Source organism: Pseudofrankia coriaricola (assembly GCF_032027725.1).
Lineage (GTDB): Bacteria > Actinomycetota > Actinomycetes > Frankiales > Frankiaceae > Pseudofrankia.
The window spans coordinates 138,132-152,944 of the sequence record NZ_JASNFO010000027.1; the positions used below are offsets into that span (position 1 = coordinate 138,132).

Consider the following 14,813-nt stretch of genomic DNA (forward strand, 5'->3'; position numbering starts at 1 on the left):
AGTGGCGGTCCAGGTCGTGCGCGGGCTAGTCAAGGTATGAACCCATGATGCCGGACGGACGGATCGGCCGCCCGGCCGACCGAGCTATCGACAGAGAGCGCTGGCTGTACACCGAAAGTCGACGTGGAGTCGCTTGCTGGCAAGCGGCTGGGGCGGCATGGCTACGTACATTGCCGGGCTCGGGGGGCGCCATGTCAACAGTTCATCATGTGATGATGTGGCCCGACTTCCAGCCCGACAGGGCACTCCTCAAGGCGTACGGCGTGATCCGATCTGGCCATTTTTCCTGCCGCCATTGGGTTCCTGAGCCGCCGCGACTCCATTGAGGCCCGGCCACCCAGCCCACGGCGTCAGGGGACGTAATACTGACGGAACGCCTACGTCAAGTGAGGAGCAGCTAACGTGCGCGCGATCGAGCGCCGGTCGGGACGACCGGCGGAGCGGGTGGAGCAGCCGGAGTCGGCGGCGCTGTCCGCGGTCACGGACCATCCGGCGCCCGAGTCGTCGGGACCGCTGGACGAGACGCTCGGCGCCGGCAGCCTCTGCCTCGACTTCGTCGCCACGATGCTCGACGCGGACGGCGGGCCGGTCGATCTGATCACGGAGCCGGGCGGCCTGGCGACCTGGTTCACCCTCGCTGACCTGCCCCAGCCGGCCGGCGGGTTCACCTCGGCCGACCTGAGCGCCGCCCGCGAACTGCGCGCCGCCGCCGACGCGCTCGCCCGCGTGGCCCTTCGTGGCGAGGCTCCGTCGCCGGACGACATCCGATGTATCAACGCAGCCGCCCGCCACCCGACCCCGGTCTTCCTGCTGCGCCCGAGTGGCCGGGAGAAGACCGCGGTCGAGGAGTACGAGCCCAGCTCGTCGCTGGCCGTCATCGCCCGCGATCTGATCAACCTGCTCGCCGGGCCCGAGCTCGACCGGCTGAGGGAGTGCGCCGGCTGCGGCTCGCTCTTCTTCGATCGTTCACCATCGGGCCGTCGCAAGTGGTGCTCGATGCGCCGGTGCGGCGAACGGGTCGCCTCGGCGCGCTACCGCCGCCGCCGCGCGGCCGCCGCCGCGACGGCGCCCCTCGGCTCCGCCGATCTGATCACCGGATCCGCGTCGCCGAACCTGGCTCCCGAACCACCGCATCAGGAGGCGCACCATGCCTGACCGAACAGCGGCCTCGCCCAACACGGCAGCCGGGGCCGGCGCGGCCGACGAGGCCAGCGCGGCCGACGAGGCGCTGCCCGAGCCGGAGAAGCCGACCGGGCACGAGTTCGACGCCTTCCACCGCCGGCTCCACCAGATCCGCCCGACCGGCCTGTCCGCCCACACCGCTCAGACGGCGGGGATGCGCCGCGTCGAGGCGCTGTCCGGCACTACCGTCGGCACCGCGCGGCTGTGGATGGGCCAGACCCACGTCGCTCCCGCCACCCGCTCGGCCAACCATCACCACGGCCTGTCCGAGACCGGGATCTACGTCGTCACCGGCCATCCCGCGTTCGTGTTCCTGCGGGACGACGAGGAGATCCGGCTGGAGACCTCGCCCGGCGACTACATCTACGTGCCGCCGTGGGTGCCCCACCGGGAGGAGAACCCCGACCCCGACGCCGAGGCGGTCGTCGTCATCGCCCGCACCACCCAGGAGGCGATCGTCGTCAACCTCCCCGACCTGCGCTGGCGAGGCCCGGCCAAGACCTCCAACCGAGGCCGCTCCTGGCACACCTACTAGCCCGAGTTTCCAAAGATCTTGGTCCCTCGTAAGCGTCCTCGCAGGTCAGAGTGATTTTTGATCTTGTTTTCGGCGTAGTACCTAACTCACCGCCGCGGCGCGTACCGCCCGAGATCGAACAGGTCGTAGAGCCGCTGCTGACGTGGACTCATCCGGGTGATCATGTGGCGGGCGCGGGGCCGGCCGCGGTCGCCCTGGTAGAGCAGCACGGTCTCGCCGATGCCCTCCAGTTCGCCGAGCAGCGCCGGCACCGACAGGGCCAGGCCGGCCTGCTCGGTCTCGCGGCGCATCAGGTGCGCGACCGCGAGGGCGAGCACGCAGGTGAACAGGTGAACCCGGATCTTGTGGTCGGTGAAGTGGCGGATCGGGGCGAAGGAGACGACGCGCGGGTCCTTGGCCTGCCGGAACCCGGCTTTCGAGGTCCTCCTAAGAGCGGTAGGCGTCGATCACCGTGTCGACTGGCCAGTCGTCGTGGTCGGTGACCAGGATCCGCTTGCCGAAGATCTCCTCTTCGAGGGTGTCGTGCGCGACCTCGTGGTGGACCCAGGTCAGCCGCAGGCTGTCGGGGGTGTCGCCGGTCAGCTCGGTGCGCAGCACGCGGGCGACCCACCGCGGCGCGAGGATCGTGTCGATGTCGGCCTGCACCGCGGGCCTCTGCCGGCGGGTCCGGCCGCGGGCGAGCCGGGCGGCCAGCTCGTCAAGCTTGCCCGTGGCCTTGGCCAGCGTCTGGCGAAGCCGACCTGTTGGGCTGCGTGCAGACTCGGCGAGTGAGTGAGGACCACCCGCCGGTCGGTGCCGAGGACCTGGGCGCGGGCGTCGAGGGCGGTCAGGCCCTCGTCGGCGTAGCGGTCGACGATCGCGCGGTCGGTGGCGGGGCGAGTGAGCAGTTCGGGGTGGCTGCTCGGGGGGACCGAGCCGACGAAGTGCAGGCCGAGCTCGGCGAGCCGGGCGAAGTTCGGTGTCGAGTTCTGCCCGGCGTCGAACGTGAGCGTCATCCCGACCGGCCGCTCGACTGCGGCCGTGTAGCGCCGCGCCAGCTCCTCGATCATCGGGGTGAACTGGGTGATGTCGGGCTGGCCGCCCGGGTAGACCCGGGACAGCAGCGGGATTCCGCCGTCCCTCGTGGCGACCAGGCCCAGGCCGACGAGGCGCAGGTCGTAGCGCTTCCGCTTCGCCTTGCCGCGCGCGGCGACCGATGCCCGGGTGTTCGTGGAGTCGATGAACGTCGCGAAGTTGGTCATGTCGAGGATCAGCGCGTGGGTGTCGAGGCCGAACACCCCGATCATCCGCCGGGTCAGGGCCGCCTCTACCTCGTCGATCGCCGCGATCTCGACCCGGTCCATCGCGTCCCAGAACCGGCGGTGGTCCAGCATCCCGGCCGACAGCTTCGTGATCCGCCCCAGCGAGGTCGACGCGGACCAGTCAGCGAAGCCCGCCTTCGACCGCGGGTCGCAGACCCGGTTGAGCGCTGCCAGCGCCAGGTACGTCCCGACCGTCGCGCCGCCGCTGACCTTCGCGTCCCCGACCACGCCGTCGATCACGGCGATGGCCTCGAGCTGGGCGAGCATGCCCCAGACCGCGGCGACGTCGCCGAACCGGCGGTGCACCGTGGCGTCCGGCAGCCCCGGCTCGCCGCCGCCCTGCCCCGTCAGCCGGGCGATCACCTCGTCCTCGGCGCCCAGGTAGACCTGGTCTACGATCCGGGGCTGCCCGTCGACCCGGGCGGACGTCGTGGCGTAGAGGTACGTCCTCCCCGCGATCCGCTTCTTGACGATCGACGTTCAGGTACGACAAGGGCCCGCGCCACCGGCCGCCCGGTTCGCGCGGCCGCCTCGGTGAGGGTCGGGGCGATGTAGTCCCCGATCAGCTCCGAGCCGGAGACTCCTCGACCGTGACGACGAGCTTGCCGACTGTGCCGGCCGTGAAGTCGGTGATGGCTCTGGTGGCTTCGGCGAGCGGGTAGATCCTGGCCACCGGTACCCGCAGCCGCCCGGAGACAACCTGCGTGGCAAGGCTGGTAAGGGTGGCCGCGGAGGGGTCAGCCATCACGGTGGTTACTTTGAGATCCCGTGCGGCGTGGTCCTCCGGTGTGAAGTGCGTCGTGGAGGCGAACCGCCCGCCCACGGCGGTCAAGCCCGCCACCAGGGCGCCGTCGCCAGCCAGGTGCAGGGCGGCCTGCACGCCCCGCGACGCGAGCGCGCGGGTCTGGGCGACGAGATCGGCATGGTCGACAGCCCAGGCGGCGCCCAGTCCGGTGACGAACGCGGCTTCGGGTCCCGGCCTGCCCGTGGCGATGACCGTGGCCCCGCGCGCCGCGGCGAGCTGCACCGCGAATGCGCCCACGCCGCCGGTCGCGCCCGAGACGAGAACGGTGTCCCCAGGCCCCGGGGCGACCGCGTCGACCGCGTTCAGCGCGGCGGTGCCGGCCAGGGCGAGCGCGGCCGCCCGGACACCGTCGAGACCCTCGGGAATCGGCGCCAGGCCGTACTGCTCACCTACCGTCAGGTATTCGGCGAGGCCGCCCTGCCCGAGGGTCGGCCGCATCACCACGCCGAACACCTCGTCGCCCGCCTGCACGGTGGTCACCTCGGTGCCGACGGCGGCCACCACGCCGGCGAAATCCTTACCGAGCACCACCGGGAAGTCGTAGTCGTACACACCCTTGGGAAAGCCACCGAGCACGCCGAGGTCGAAGCCGTTGATCGACGATGCCCGCACCCGGACGAGCACCTCGCCGGGCGCCGGCTCGGGTATCGGCAGGTCGACGACGGCCGGCGCCGCGCCGAAGTGCGCAAAGGCCACAGCACGCATGGAGATCTCCCTACCGAGGCTGGTAGGTTGCCGAGGTGGCCAACGGGGTGGCCGCATGGCGCCATGACGCCCGCAGAGCGGCGACGGACACCTGACTCGGCCCGGTGAACACGCCGGGCAGCGCCCGCGCCACCTCGATCAGGCGGGCCCGGATCTCCGGCGGCGAGAACTGGTCGAGCTGGTCGTGCGGGATCTCCAGCCCCGTGGTCACCGGCCGGTCGCCGGCGCGCACGGGCGGCGCGGTCAGATCGACATCCACGGATCCCCTACCTTCTGTGCGTTGGTTACTTCTTGTTCGCGGGCACAGTCTGTTCGAGGATCCGGGTATGGCGGAAGACGGCACTTTCAGCTACGTACCGCACATTCAGGTGCGCGAGCCGGTCGACGAAGGGCACCCCACGTGCCAGCTACGCGACGTCCTCGACCGGGTCGGCGACAAGTGGAGCGTCCTGGTCATGAACCTGCTCGGCAGCGGGCCGAAGCGGTACTCCGCACTGCACCACGCCATCGACGGCATCTCGCAGCGGATGCTCACGGTGACCCTGCGGAGCCTGGAACGCGACGGCCTGGTGCACCGCGCCGTCACTCCGAGCTCGCCGCCCCGGGTCGACTACATGCTCACCCCGGTCGGCGAGACCCTCCGCGCCCCGGTACACGCCCTCATCTACTGGGCCCACCAGCACCGGGACTACATCGCGACGTCCCGGCTCCAGTACGACACGGCGCAACCGGCCGAGTAGGAACGGAACAGGCGCCGATTCATCGGACGCGGCGCGGCAGGGGCTCAGGAACCGGGAAGCCGACACTCCTTTCGGAGTGCATCGGCGGCCGGCCGACGACGTGAGATCGCATTCTCCTGCTCGCTCGACATTTCCGCGAAGGCAAGGCAGCTGCTGCTGGGCAACCGACGCGAACTGGGTGAAGGTCGAGATCCAGGTCATCGCCGCCGCCGGAACGCTCGCCGGCCTCCACGACATCCCGGCGAACTCGTCGGGTACGGCCCGGTCCCCGCCGACGTCGGCCGCATCGCGCTCGACAACCGCGGCCTGCTCTGTCACCACCACCATGCCGCCAAACACCGCGGTGGTTGGACGCTGAATCAGCCCGAACCGGGCGTCTTCATCTGGACGAGTCCCGCCGGCCGAACATATCAGGTCGACACCAATACGAACGAGGAAGAGGGCGTACTTCCCGCCGAAGACAGGAAGAACAAGGCCGCCGCCCGTGCGGCCACACCCGCGACCGCCGACAGGGCCAACGGCGAAAGGCAACCGTCCGAAGAAAACCCGCGGCAGGTCCGCGGCTGGCTCTGCCCTGGGCACGTCTGCGGCTGTACTGGCACCGCTGGTCGACCACCCCACCCCCACCAGAACTGGCAGCGCTACTTGACCACGTGAGCCACTCCCACCCACTAGCCGCCCCAACCTGACCAACCAGCGACTAGCTACGTTCCGGCGCGCTGCTGTGGAACTGCCGGTGCTTTACGAGCCGGCGTTCCGTGGGCCGAGCCCGCCGCACGGCGGCCAACGATCCCTTGAAGATCAGGCAACTTGCTCGCGCAGCCACGAAAGAGGGCGTCCTTCGAGTTTCGACAGGCCCTCCTCGGCTGTCATCGCGGTCGAGGCGGCGACCGGAAATCGCTGTAGCATCCGGGATGCGGGATAGTAGACGAAGCGCTCGCCGAATTCCGCGCAGAGCCGGAACGAGCCGACCCAGGAGGCAACCCTTTCGTCCGCACCTCGCGCGGCGAGCAACGCCTCGGCGCTGGAGAAGCGTTCGACAAGCTCCTGTGGATCCTTGCGGTCGATCGAGTAGTAGGCGTAGACGTTCTCGATCGGGTCGAAGAAGTAGCCGACCTCGTGCCACTGATCGGCTTCAACGGTCAAGCACGGATAGGCCTTCGAGGTAGCGGCGACGAACTCGCGCACAGAGAGCTGGGCGTCAGACATGTCCACACACCCTACAACTCGAGGCGGGCAGCGGCGACCTGCGCTATCCGCTCTCGCAACTCGCTTTCGAAGGCCGGCGTGGTCCAGTCGTCGCCGGCGAACTCGGTCCCCACCTCGGCTCTGACTTCGCCCACCGGCCGGTCACCGTCGAATATCTTGACCAGGTAATAGCAGAGTTCGCGGTACTGGTCGTAGCTGTCGAATGCCGCCGTCCACGAGCGCTCCCCATTGATGGTTTCGTTCCTCGCGAATTCAGGCCAGGAGAATTCCACCGCTCGCTCCTTCCCAGCGGCCCTGGGTATCGGCACCGAGGGGTCCGCCGAGCCAGGTTCCGGGCTACCCGCCGTCGCCCTGCCTGCCCACTGCCAGCAGGTCCTCCGTGTGGGCCTCCGGGAGGAACAGGGCCGCGATCGCCGCCGCGGCGGCCAGGACGGTGATCGCGATGGCGACGGTGTGCAGGGCGGGCACCTGCCCGGCGTGGGCGCTGCGATGGGTGAACAGGGTCGCGACGACCCCGATCCCGAACGAGCCGAGAACCCGCTGGACGACGTTGAAGGCGGTGTTCGCATCCGCCTGCTGCTCGGGCCGCAGCGGTTCGGTCGCCACCAGGACCAGCGGTGTGATGACCAGCCCGACCGCCGCCGCGCGGAGGGTGAGGATCAGCCCGGTGAGCCACAGCGGGGTTTCCGCGCCGATCGCGAACAGGCCCGCGCTGGAGGCGACCAGCAGGGCGAACCCGCCGAGGACCGTGGGGCGTACCCCGATCCGGGCGGCGGCGCCCGCACCGGCGAGCGTGCCGACGCCGGTCACGATCCCCTGCGGCAGCAGGGCCACACCGGTTATGAACGCCGAATGGCCCTGGCCCGACTCCAGGAAGATCGGGACCACGAACACGATCGACCAGGCCGCGACCGACGCCGCCCCGCACAGCGTGAAGGCCAGCGCCACCGACCCCTGGCGCAGGATCGACAGGTCTAGCGCCGGGTACGGGACCCGGCCGGACCGGACCGCGTATACGGCGAGCACGGCCACGCCGACGACGATCGGCCCCCAGGTCGCGGGCGGCGTCAACGCGCCTCGGGTGATCCGGTCGACGCCGTAGAACACAGCGACGAGCCCGACCGCGAGCAGGCCGAGGCCGGCGAGGTCGGGCCGGGCCGTTGGCTGGGCCGGCGGCCCGAGGTTCGCGGGCAGCCGCCGGGCCGCGGCGACGGCCAGCAGCCCGATAGGCACGTTGATCAGGAAGATGGCCCGCCAGCCCTCGCCGCCGCCGATCGCGCCGAGCAGCATGCCGCCGACGCTCGGGCCGAGCGCCGGGCCGAGGAAGAGCAGAACGCCGGCGGCCGGCGACATGCGCCTCGACCCGCCGGACCCGCCGAGCAGCATCGACATCGCCAGCGGCACGAGCGGCGCGCCCGCGAGGCCCTGCAGCACCCGCGCGGCGATGAGCACGCCCACGCCCGGCGCCGCCCCGCACAGCGCCGACGCGCCGGTGAAGGCGGCGAGGAACGCGGTGTAGGTGGGGATGGTGCCGAAGCGCCGCGACAGGTAGGAGGTGAGCACGAGCCCTGTGCCGAGGGCCAGCAGGTAGCCGCTGACGATCCACTGCACCGTCGGCAGCGACGTGTCCGTCTGCCGGGCGATCGGTTCGACCGCGACGTTGACGATGCTGGAGTCGAGCATCGTCAACAGCGGGCCGGCGAGCAGCGCGTACTGCGCGCCCGCGCGGAACCTGACTACCTGGGTTGTCTCGGCGGCCGTGTGCGGCATGGCCTCGATCACCACGTCCGTGTCTCCTCCCTGGCCTGCGGCATCGTGTGCTCAGCCCTGCTGTCCGGCCAGGCGCCATCGTGACATGCGTCGTTTGCCTGCCTCAGGTCGGGACGCGCGAGGACAGGCATTTGGGCCGAGAGGACACGCCCGGCCCACCCCCTGGGATCAGCGCGGCGCGGGACCCGCGGCCAGCGTGACCACGGCCTCGTCCATCACCGGGACGATCCCGGCCGCGCGTTCCAGGCCCTCGATCTCGGCCAGCCACAGCTCGGCCAGCTCCTCGCCGCCCGGCGCCGGCACGGTGAAGCCGGCCGTGACCGTCCGCCCGAGGCCACCGAGCGTGATGACCACCTGCCGGCGCCCTTCCCGTACGGCCGGCACCGGCAACGCCGTGATGACCGGAGCTCCCGCCACCGCCAGCGGCCCGGGGATCGGCCCCAGGTTCGTCGTGTTCACCGCGGCCGTGCGGAGCTCCTGGCCGCCCCCGATGGTCCGGCGCCCGAGCCGGCTGGGTACCCGGTCGGACCAGAAGCGCTCGCCGAGGCTCGCGCTCGAGCCCCCCTTGTAGGGAGCAGTCTGGCGGCGCACCTGCTCGAAGCGCTCGGCCGGAGAAGCGAGCTCCAGGGGCAGCGCCACCCGGGTCGCCACGAAGGCATTGCCGAGTATCGAGCGCTCGGCTGTGCGCCGGGCACTGACCGAGAGCACCGCCCGCACCGGCGACTGGCCAACCGGCGACGACCAGGCCGCGAGCGCCCCACCCACCGTGACCAGGTAGACGTCGTTGACCGAAGCCCCGTAGGCCTGGCCGACCGCGCGCAGCCGGTCGACCCCGATGGACGCCCAGCCCACACTGGGGCGACCGCCGCCCGGGCCGGTGAGCGCCGCGAGCCCACCGGACGGCCCGGCCCAGCTGGCGGCCTGGCGTCGCGCGGCCGACACAAGCATGCCGGGCGTGAGCTTCCCGGGCCGTATCCAGGCCGGGCCGGCCATCGCGGTGGCCTCGTCGCCGAACAGGTACGTCAACACCCGGTTCTGCGAGAGCCCGTCCACCCAGACGTGGCTGGCTCGGAAGATGATGTGGACGTCGCCCGTGCCGGGGCTGGTGAGCAGGCCGACCTCCCAGGCCGGCCCGTCCAGCGGCGTCACCACCCCCGACAGCCGCACGGCCTCCGCCCGCGCGTCGTTCTCGGTCGCACCCGCCGGCAGCGGGTACTCCCGCACGTGACGGGTGACGTCGATCACCCCGCCGGGCTCCCAGCGCGGCGCGCGGCCACGGCGCTCCACCAGCCGCTCCGTGAGCGCGGGGAACGCCCGGACGCGGTCGAGAACCGCGGCCCGCACCTGGTCGAGATCCGGCGACCCGGCCAGCCGCAGCAGGTAACTGCTGACGCTGACCGGACGGGTGGGATAGGCCCGTTGGAAGTCGAGCATGTACCGGTCCATCCGGCTCAGCGGCCGGCCACCCCCGTGCGCGCCTTCAAGAGATTCCGCGCCACCATCGGATTCAGAGCCACCCATGGACTCAGAGCCAGCCGTGGATTCAGAGCGCATCCCGACCCCCGTCTCGCGACGCAGGCCCTACGCCGGCGCCAGGCCTGCCCCGCGTGGGAGGGTTCTCCACCTCGGCCGGCCGAGGCCGGTAACCACGCGTGACCGTAACGCCCTGTATGGGCTGTACTGCGCCAGCAGCCTACTGACGCACCAACAGGCAGCCGCGAGGTGGTGCGGATCCGGTAAACCCGCGGGGCCCAGAAGATCCCTTCGGGCTGTGCCGACAGTGGGCCTGCCCCCGGAACGGGACGACCACCGGCGCGCCCTCGCGGTACTCGCCTGCCTCGACGCCTGACCGGTGCGGGCCGCGGTGGCGGGCGGCCCCGGACTGGGCAAGCCTTCCAGCGGATTGACGGCGCGTCTGGAAGCATTCCCGCGGCCTCCCGGGAATAGCTCTCGGCCGGCCCGCCGGGCGCCCGTTTCCATGCACCATTCACGATCATCGGCACTCGGCCGACAAGGCTCGGCCCGTGACCGCGGACCGGTGGCCGGTCCGGAACCCTTACCCTCGCCAATCTCCGGCGGAGTCCGCGCTCACGGCGCTATTACACCTCGGCCTCCCGCCATAGGTAGTCGTAAAACAGTACCCGTGCTGTCGCGTCGCCGACATCACCCTCCCCGCCCGCCTGCACGCGCTGTCCAGTATCTGTCTTCAACCCAGGGTTGCCAACACCTGGGCGCCAGCCTTCCCAGCTCCGTCGCGGGCCGCCGGCAATGACATTTCCGCAGGTCAGGCCGCCAGTCGCGCCGAACCTCTCCCAGGCAGCCTGGGAGCCCGCCCCTAGGCGAGCCCGGGAAACCCCGGGGCCCGCGTACCAGGGCTTTCCCGGGTGCTCGGGCCGCGACGCACCTATATTCATCCTCGTCGTTCGGTTTACGGCCGGCATCGCCGCACGGGTCTGCACCCCGCCCCAGCATGCCGGATGCAAACCGTTTCCAGCCCAGCCAAGGGAGCCAGTCGTGAAAATCGCGCGGCGAACCGTCGGCGTTATCCGGAGCGGTCCGCGATGACAAGGGCGAGCGGCGAGACGGAAACGCGCGGGCGGGCCGCGGCAAGCGCCGACGGCCACGCGGACGGGCGAGCACTCACCGCCGTCGACAAGATCACACTTGGATACCAGCGGGCGTATCCACGGACGCGGCTCGCGGTCGGGAACCTGCTGGTCGGTCACGGCCCGGCGCCGGACATCCAGGAGCTACGAGACCTCGTCGCGGACCGGGCCCGCGCCTTTCCGCCACTGACGCACCGGGTCGCCCCGGCGGGGTGGGGCCGCCTGGTCTGGACAGCCGACACCGCCTTCGACCCGGCGCGGCACGTCCAGGAATGCAGGGTGCCGGCCGGCTCGGGACTCGCCGGGCTGCGCGAGGCGATCGAGCGGCTGTCCACCATCGAGATCTCGATGGACGCCCCGCCGTGGCAGCTCTGGCTGCTCCACGGCGACCGCCCCGACGGCTTCGCCGTGCTCTTCCGCGGCAGCCATGCCCGGATGGACGGCGCCGCGCTGGACCTGGTGCTGGGGAAACTGTTCGGCCCGCCCGGCCAGGAGGCGCGGCGGGAACCTCCCCGCCCGTTGCCGGACAGGCGCCGTCACAGCCTCCTGGCGGTCGGCAGGGCGGCCGCGCACTCGCTCGGCTGGCTCGCCAGCACGACCGCGATCGGCCCGCTCGCCGCGGCTCCGACCGGGCGGACCCGCCACGCGTGGCTGGAGATCGACCTCGCCAGGCTGCGGGCGATCGGCCGGGCGTACGGAGCGACCGTGAACGACATCTTCCTCGCCGCACTCGCCGGCGCCCTGCGGGCCTGGTGTCCCCCGGAAACCGGCCGGCCGCGCCGGGCGGCGGGCGGCCGCGGCGCGATACACGCCGCGATGCCGGTCAGCACCCGCCTGGCGCCCCAGCGGGACGTGGTGAGCAACTATCTGACCACCGTGCGGATCGCGCTGCCCTACGGCGAGGCGTCGATGCGCGGGCGGGTCGACGCGATCCGTCGGCAGACCATCCGGCTCAAGCGGCACGGGGCCCCGGGCGTCGCGGAGCGCCTCTTCCTCTGGACGGTCCCGGCGCCCTTGCGGACCGCGGCGCTGTCCACCGGGATCGCCACCCGTGGCTTCGCGCTGACCGCGTCCAACCCGGCCGGCCTGACCGGCCCGTTCGAGATCCTCGGCCGGCCGGTCGTCGACGCCGTCCCCGTGCCGCCGGTCCCCGCCGGCCAACGCCTCGCGGTCCTGCTCAGCGGGCTGGACAGGCAGGTGCGCGTCGGCTTCTCGACGGACGCCTCGGTGCCCGGCCACACACGCCTGGCCGACCTGTTCGCGGCCGAGCTCGACGCCCTCGAGGCCGCGGGCGGCATCCGCCCCAACCCTTCGGACGGGGCGGTGGCCGGCCCGGTGAGCAGCCTCGCCGGGCCGACCCGCCCGGCCACCCCCCACTCCTTCGACCCACCCGCCATGGACTCCGGCCCGCGGCCGGCGGATCCGTCGACCGCCGGTCCGGGACCGTCAGGCAGACCAGACAGCGACGAAAGAGCGGTTCAGCGATGACCATGCATGCGCGCCTGGTTGATCTCACTGTGGTGACGGCGCCAGGCCCGGACACCGCGTCCCCCGTCCCCACCGCCCCGGTCCCCACGGCTCCCGCCTCCGCGGCTCCCGCGTCCGCGGCCGACCTCGTGGACACCGCCGACCTCGCCGACCTCGCGGGCCTGCGGGTCCTGGTGGTCGGGACCGGCCTGATCGGCACGTCGGTCGGCATGGCGCTGAGCCGGCACGGGACCGACGTCCTGCTCTACGACCGGAACCCGGCCCAGACGGCCGTGGCGGCGCGCCGCGGCGCCGGCCGGGCCTGGCCGTTCCCGGACCCCCGCCAGGCCGGCGTCGTCGGGCCGCGCCAGGCAGGCGCAGCGGACGACCCGGCGGCGGACGAGCTGACGGCGAGAGCCGGCGACCTCGCGGCGAGCGCCGGACAGGCCGTCGACCATGTCGTGATCGCCGTCCCCCCGCGCGACGTCGGCCAGACGCTCGTCGCCTGGCAGCGCCTGCTCCCCGGGGCGACCTTCAGCGACACGGCGTCGGTGAAGGTCGAGCCGCTGACCGACGCCGAGCGGCTGGGCGCGGACATGTCCCGGATCTGCGGCGCCCACCCGGTGGCCGGCCGCGAGCGCGGCGGTCCTGAGTGGGCCGTGGCGGACCTGTTCACCAACCGGCCCTGGGTCATCACCCCGTCGGCGGTGACGTCCCGGCTCGCCCAGCGGCACGCGAGCCTCGTGGCCATCGGCTGCGGCGCCTGGGTCGCGCGGCTCGACCCGCGCACGCACGACTTCGCGCTCGGCCTGCTCAGCCACCTGCCGCACATCGTGGCCAGCGCCTTCGCGGCCCGGCTGGCGACGATGCCGGAGGACCTCGCCCGCCTCGCCGGTCCCGGCCTGATGGACTTCACCCGGATCGCCGGGGCGAACGCCGACCTGTGGACGGAGATCGTCGAGGCCAACGCCTCCCCGCTGGCCGACCTGCTCGCCGACGTCGTCGCCGACCTCGGCGCGGTACGGGACGCCCTCGGCGCGGGCGCGGCCCAGGGCAACGGGACCGCGCCGGTCGTCGAGTCGCTGTTCCGGCTGGGGAACACGGGCCGCTGCCGGCTGGAGGCGGCAAAGGCCCTGCCCGCCCCCCGGGCGGCCGTCGACGACCACCTCAGCGGCGTCGACCACCTCAGCGGCGTCAACGGGCGGCTGTCGGCATGACCACCGAGGCCACCGGCGGGCTCGGCCAACTCGTCGCCGGGCTGCTCCCCTCGCCGTCGCCGATTCGTTTCCTGGACCCCGCCGGCGAGCCGGTCGACGAGCACGGCGGCTACCGGCCGCCGTCGGACGAGCTGACGGTCCGGGCGTACGAGGCCATGGCGCTGGTCCGCCGTTTCGACACCCAGGCCACGGCGCTGGCCAGGCAGGGCCGGATCGCGGCGTTCCCGTCGTCCTCGGGCCAGGAGGCGTGCCAGGCCGGCGCGGCGCTGGCGCTGCGCCCGGGCGACTGGCTGTTCCCGACCTACCGGGACAGCGGCGCGCTGCTGTCCCGGGGCGTCGACCCGCTGGAGGTGCTGGCCCCGGTCCGTGGCCACCGGCACTGCGGCTACGACCCCCTCGCCCATCGGTGCGCGCCGATGAGCACACCGCTGGCGACGCAGGCACCGCACGGCACCGGCCTCGCCGTCGCGGCCCGCTGGAAGGGCACGGACGAGGTCGCGCTCGTCCTGCTCGGCGACGGTGCGACCAGCGAGGGAGACTTCCACGAGGCGCTGAACTTCGCCGCGGTGTTCCGCGCTCCGGTGGTCTTCCTGGTGCAGAACAACCGCTACGCGATCAGCGTCCCCCTCTCCCGGCAGAGCGCGGCGCCGTCGCTGGCCTACAAGGGCGTCGGCTACGGGGTACGCGCCGAGCAGGTCGACGGCAACGACGCCGTGGCCGTCCTGGCGGTGCTGACCGAGGCCGTGGGCCACGCCCGGGCCGGCCTCGGGCCGATGCTGGTCGAGGCGCACACCTACCGGATGGGACCGCACACCAGCTCGGACGACCCCGGCCGCTACCGGGACGACGACGAGGTGGCGATGTGGCGGGTGCGCGACCCGATCGAGCGCCTGCGGGCGTACCTGCGCGGGCGCGGCCTGCTCGGCGACGCGGCCGAGGCGGCCGTCGCGGCGCGGGCGGAGACGCTCGCCGCCCAGGTGCGGGCCGGCGTGGCCGACGACGCGCGGGTCGCCCCGACGGAGATGTTCGACCATGTCTACGCCGCCGCGCCGCCCGTCCTGGCGGAGCAGCGGGCGGCGTTGTTGTCCGAACTCGGCGCGGACGGCGAGGGCGCGCGATGACCACGGGCCGATCCACCGCGGTCCCGTCCAGGGCGCCCGCCGGCTCGGCGGAGCGGATCTGGCGGGTTCGCGGAGAGGCCGATGTTCCGCCGGCCCTGGCGGCTTTGGCCCCGGACACGGACACGGACGCGGACGGGGACGAGGCGGGTCCGGCG

General features: G+C 72.6%; 15 protein-coding genes. 6 read left to right on the forward strand and 9 right to left on the reverse strand.

Annotation, left to right across the window (positions count from 1 at the left end; translation table 11 throughout):
- The first annotated feature begins 402 nt into the window (after nt 1–402).
- A complete protein-coding gene (locus QOZ89_RS15760) occupies nt 403–1,155 on the forward strand; it encodes a CGNR zinc finger domain-containing protein (protein WP_071054868.1) in 753 nt (250 codons plus the stop codon).
- The gene (locus tag QOZ89_RS15765) at nt 1,148–1,717 is read left to right on the forward strand and encodes a cupin domain-containing protein (protein WP_241842468.1); all 570 of its coding nucleotides are present in this window, start codon (nt 1,148–1,150) and stop codon (nt 1,715–1,717) included. The genes QOZ89_RS15760 and QOZ89_RS15765 overlap by 8 nt, the downstream gene beginning before the upstream one ends.
- 86 nt (nt 1,718–1,803) lie before the next feature.
- Here the strand turns inward: QOZ89_RS15765 and QOZ89_RS15770 are convergent, their stop codons facing one another.
- From QOZ89_RS15770 to QOZ89_RS15790, 5 genes are all read right to left on the reverse strand, one after another.
- The gene (locus QOZ89_RS15770; RefSeq protein WP_198543662.1) at nt 1,804–2,034 is read right to left on the reverse strand and encodes a hypothetical protein; all 231 of its coding nucleotides are present in this window, start codon (nt 2,032–2,034) and stop codon (nt 1,804–1,806) included.
- 109 nt (nt 2,035–2,143) lie between these two features.
- Entirely contained in the window at nt 2,144–2,314 is a 171-nt protein-coding gene (locus tag QOZ89_RS15775) for a hypothetical protein (protein ID WP_198543663.1), read from the reverse strand.
- On the reverse strand, nt 2,296–3,381 hold the full coding sequence (locus QOZ89_RS15780) for an IS1634 family transposase (protein ID WP_312624123.1): 1,086 nt from the start codon (nt 3,379–3,381) through the stop codon (nt 2,296–2,298). The genes QOZ89_RS15775 and QOZ89_RS15780 overlap by 19 nt, the downstream gene beginning before the upstream one ends.
- Before the next feature lie 199 nt (nt 3,382–3,580).
- On the reverse strand, nt 3,581–4,528 hold the full coding sequence (locus QOZ89_RS15785; RefSeq protein WP_312624124.1) for an NADP-dependent oxidoreductase: 948 nt from the start codon (nt 4,526–4,528) through the stop codon (nt 3,581–3,583).
- 10 nt (nt 4,529–4,538) lie between these two features.
- Nucleotides 4,539–4,787 carry a hypothetical protein gene (locus QOZ89_RS15790; RefSeq protein WP_071054872.1) on the reverse strand — a complete coding sequence of 83 codons (249 nt, stop codon included), beginning with the start codon at nt 4,785–4,787 and terminating at the stop codon, nt 4,539–4,541.
- A 67-nt stretch (nt 4,788–4,854) separates the two neighbouring features.
- Here QOZ89_RS15790 and QOZ89_RS15795 point away from each other — a divergent pair, with 67 nt between their 5' ends.
- On the forward strand, nt 4,855–5,268 hold the full coding sequence (locus QOZ89_RS15795; RefSeq protein WP_071054874.1) for a winged helix-turn-helix transcriptional regulator: 414 nt from the start codon (nt 4,855–4,857) through the stop codon (nt 5,266–5,268).
- Nucleotides 5,269–6,069: 801 nt separating this feature from the next.
- Here QOZ89_RS15795 and QOZ89_RS15800 read toward each other — a convergent pair.
- From QOZ89_RS15800 to QOZ89_RS15815, 4 genes are all read right to left on the reverse strand, one after another.
- Nucleotides 6,070–6,477: a hypothetical protein gene (locus QOZ89_RS15800; protein WP_071054957.1), complete on the reverse strand. Its 408-nt coding sequence runs from the start codon at nt 6,475–6,477 to the stop codon at nt 6,070–6,072.
- A gap of 11 nt (nt 6,478–6,488) precedes the next feature.
- Nucleotides 6,489–6,749, reverse strand: coding sequence for a hypothetical protein (locus QOZ89_RS15805; protein WP_071054878.1), 261 nt, complete (start codon nt 6,747–6,749; stop codon nt 6,489–6,491).
- Nucleotides 6,750–6,813: 64 nt separating this feature from the next.
- Entirely contained in the window at nt 6,814–8,262 is a 1,449-nt protein-coding gene (locus QOZ89_RS15810) for an MFS transporter (protein ID WP_083420167.1), read from the reverse strand.
- 153 nt (nt 8,263–8,415) lie between these two features.
- Nucleotides 8,416–9,681: a wax ester/triacylglycerol synthase family O-acyltransferase gene (locus QOZ89_RS15815; protein WP_241842469.1), complete on the reverse strand. Its 1,266-nt coding sequence runs from the start codon at nt 9,679–9,681 to the stop codon at nt 8,416–8,418.
- A 1,127-nt stretch (nt 9,682–10,808) separates the two neighbouring features.
- On the opposite strand from QOZ89_RS15815, the gene QOZ89_RS15820 reads away from it, so the two are divergent.
- Genes QOZ89_RS15820 through pdhA form a run of 3 tightly spaced genes read left to right on the forward strand, consistent with a single transcriptional unit; the run spans nt 10,809 to nt 14,658 of the window.
- Nucleotides 10,809–12,341: a wax ester/triacylglycerol synthase domain-containing protein gene (locus QOZ89_RS15820; protein WP_312624125.1), complete on the forward strand. Its 1,533-nt coding sequence runs from the start codon at nt 10,809–10,811 to the stop codon at nt 12,339–12,341.
- On the forward strand, nt 12,338–13,537 hold the full coding sequence (locus QOZ89_RS15825; RefSeq protein WP_131804245.1) for a prephenate dehydrogenase/arogenate dehydrogenase family protein: 1,200 nt from the start codon (nt 12,338–12,340) through the stop codon (nt 13,535–13,537). The genes QOZ89_RS15820 and QOZ89_RS15825 overlap by 4 nt, the downstream gene beginning before the upstream one ends.
- On the forward strand, nt 13,534–14,658 hold the full coding sequence (gene pdhA, locus QOZ89_RS15830; RefSeq protein ID WP_071054888.1) for a pyruvate dehydrogenase (acetyl-transferring) E1 component subunit alpha: 1,125 nt from the start codon (nt 13,534–13,536) through the stop codon (nt 14,656–14,658). Before QOZ89_RS15825 ends, pdhA begins: the two co-directional genes overlap by 4 nt.
- Nucleotides 14,659–14,813: the final 155 nt, after the last annotated feature.

Bases quoted from the DNA above. Each gene is read 5' to 3' on its own strand.
- pdhA (WP_071054888.1), top strand. From the start codon at position 13,534: ATGACCACCGAGGCCACCGGCGGGCTCGGCCAACTCGTCGCCGGGCTG.
- QOZ89_RS15800 (WP_071054957.1), bottom strand. From the start codon at position 6,477: ATGTCTGACGCCCAGCTCTCTGTGCGCGAGTTCGTCGCCGCTACCTCG.
- QOZ89_RS15795 (WP_071054874.1), top strand. From the start codon at position 4,855: ATGGCGGAAGACGGCACTTTCAGCTACGTACCGCACATTCAGGTGCGC.
- QOZ89_RS15825 (WP_131804245.1), top strand. From the start codon at position 12,338: ATGACCATGCATGCGCGCCTGGTTGATCTCACTGTGGTGACGGCGCCA.
- QOZ89_RS15765 (WP_241842468.1), top strand. From the start codon at position 1,148: ATGCCTGACCGAACAGCGGCCTCGCCCAACACGGCAGCCGGGGCCGGC.
- QOZ89_RS15785 (WP_312624124.1), bottom strand. From the start codon at position 4,528: ATGCGTGCTGTGGCCTTTGCGCACTTCGGCGCGGCGCCGGCCGTCGTC.
- QOZ89_RS15820 (WP_312624125.1), top strand. From the start codon at position 10,809: ATGACAAGGGCGAGCGGCGAGACGGAAACGCGCGGGCGGGCCGCGGCA.
- QOZ89_RS15815 (WP_241842469.1), bottom strand. From the start codon at position 9,681: ATGCTCGACTTCCAACGGGCCTATCCCACCCGTCCGGTCAGCGTCAGC.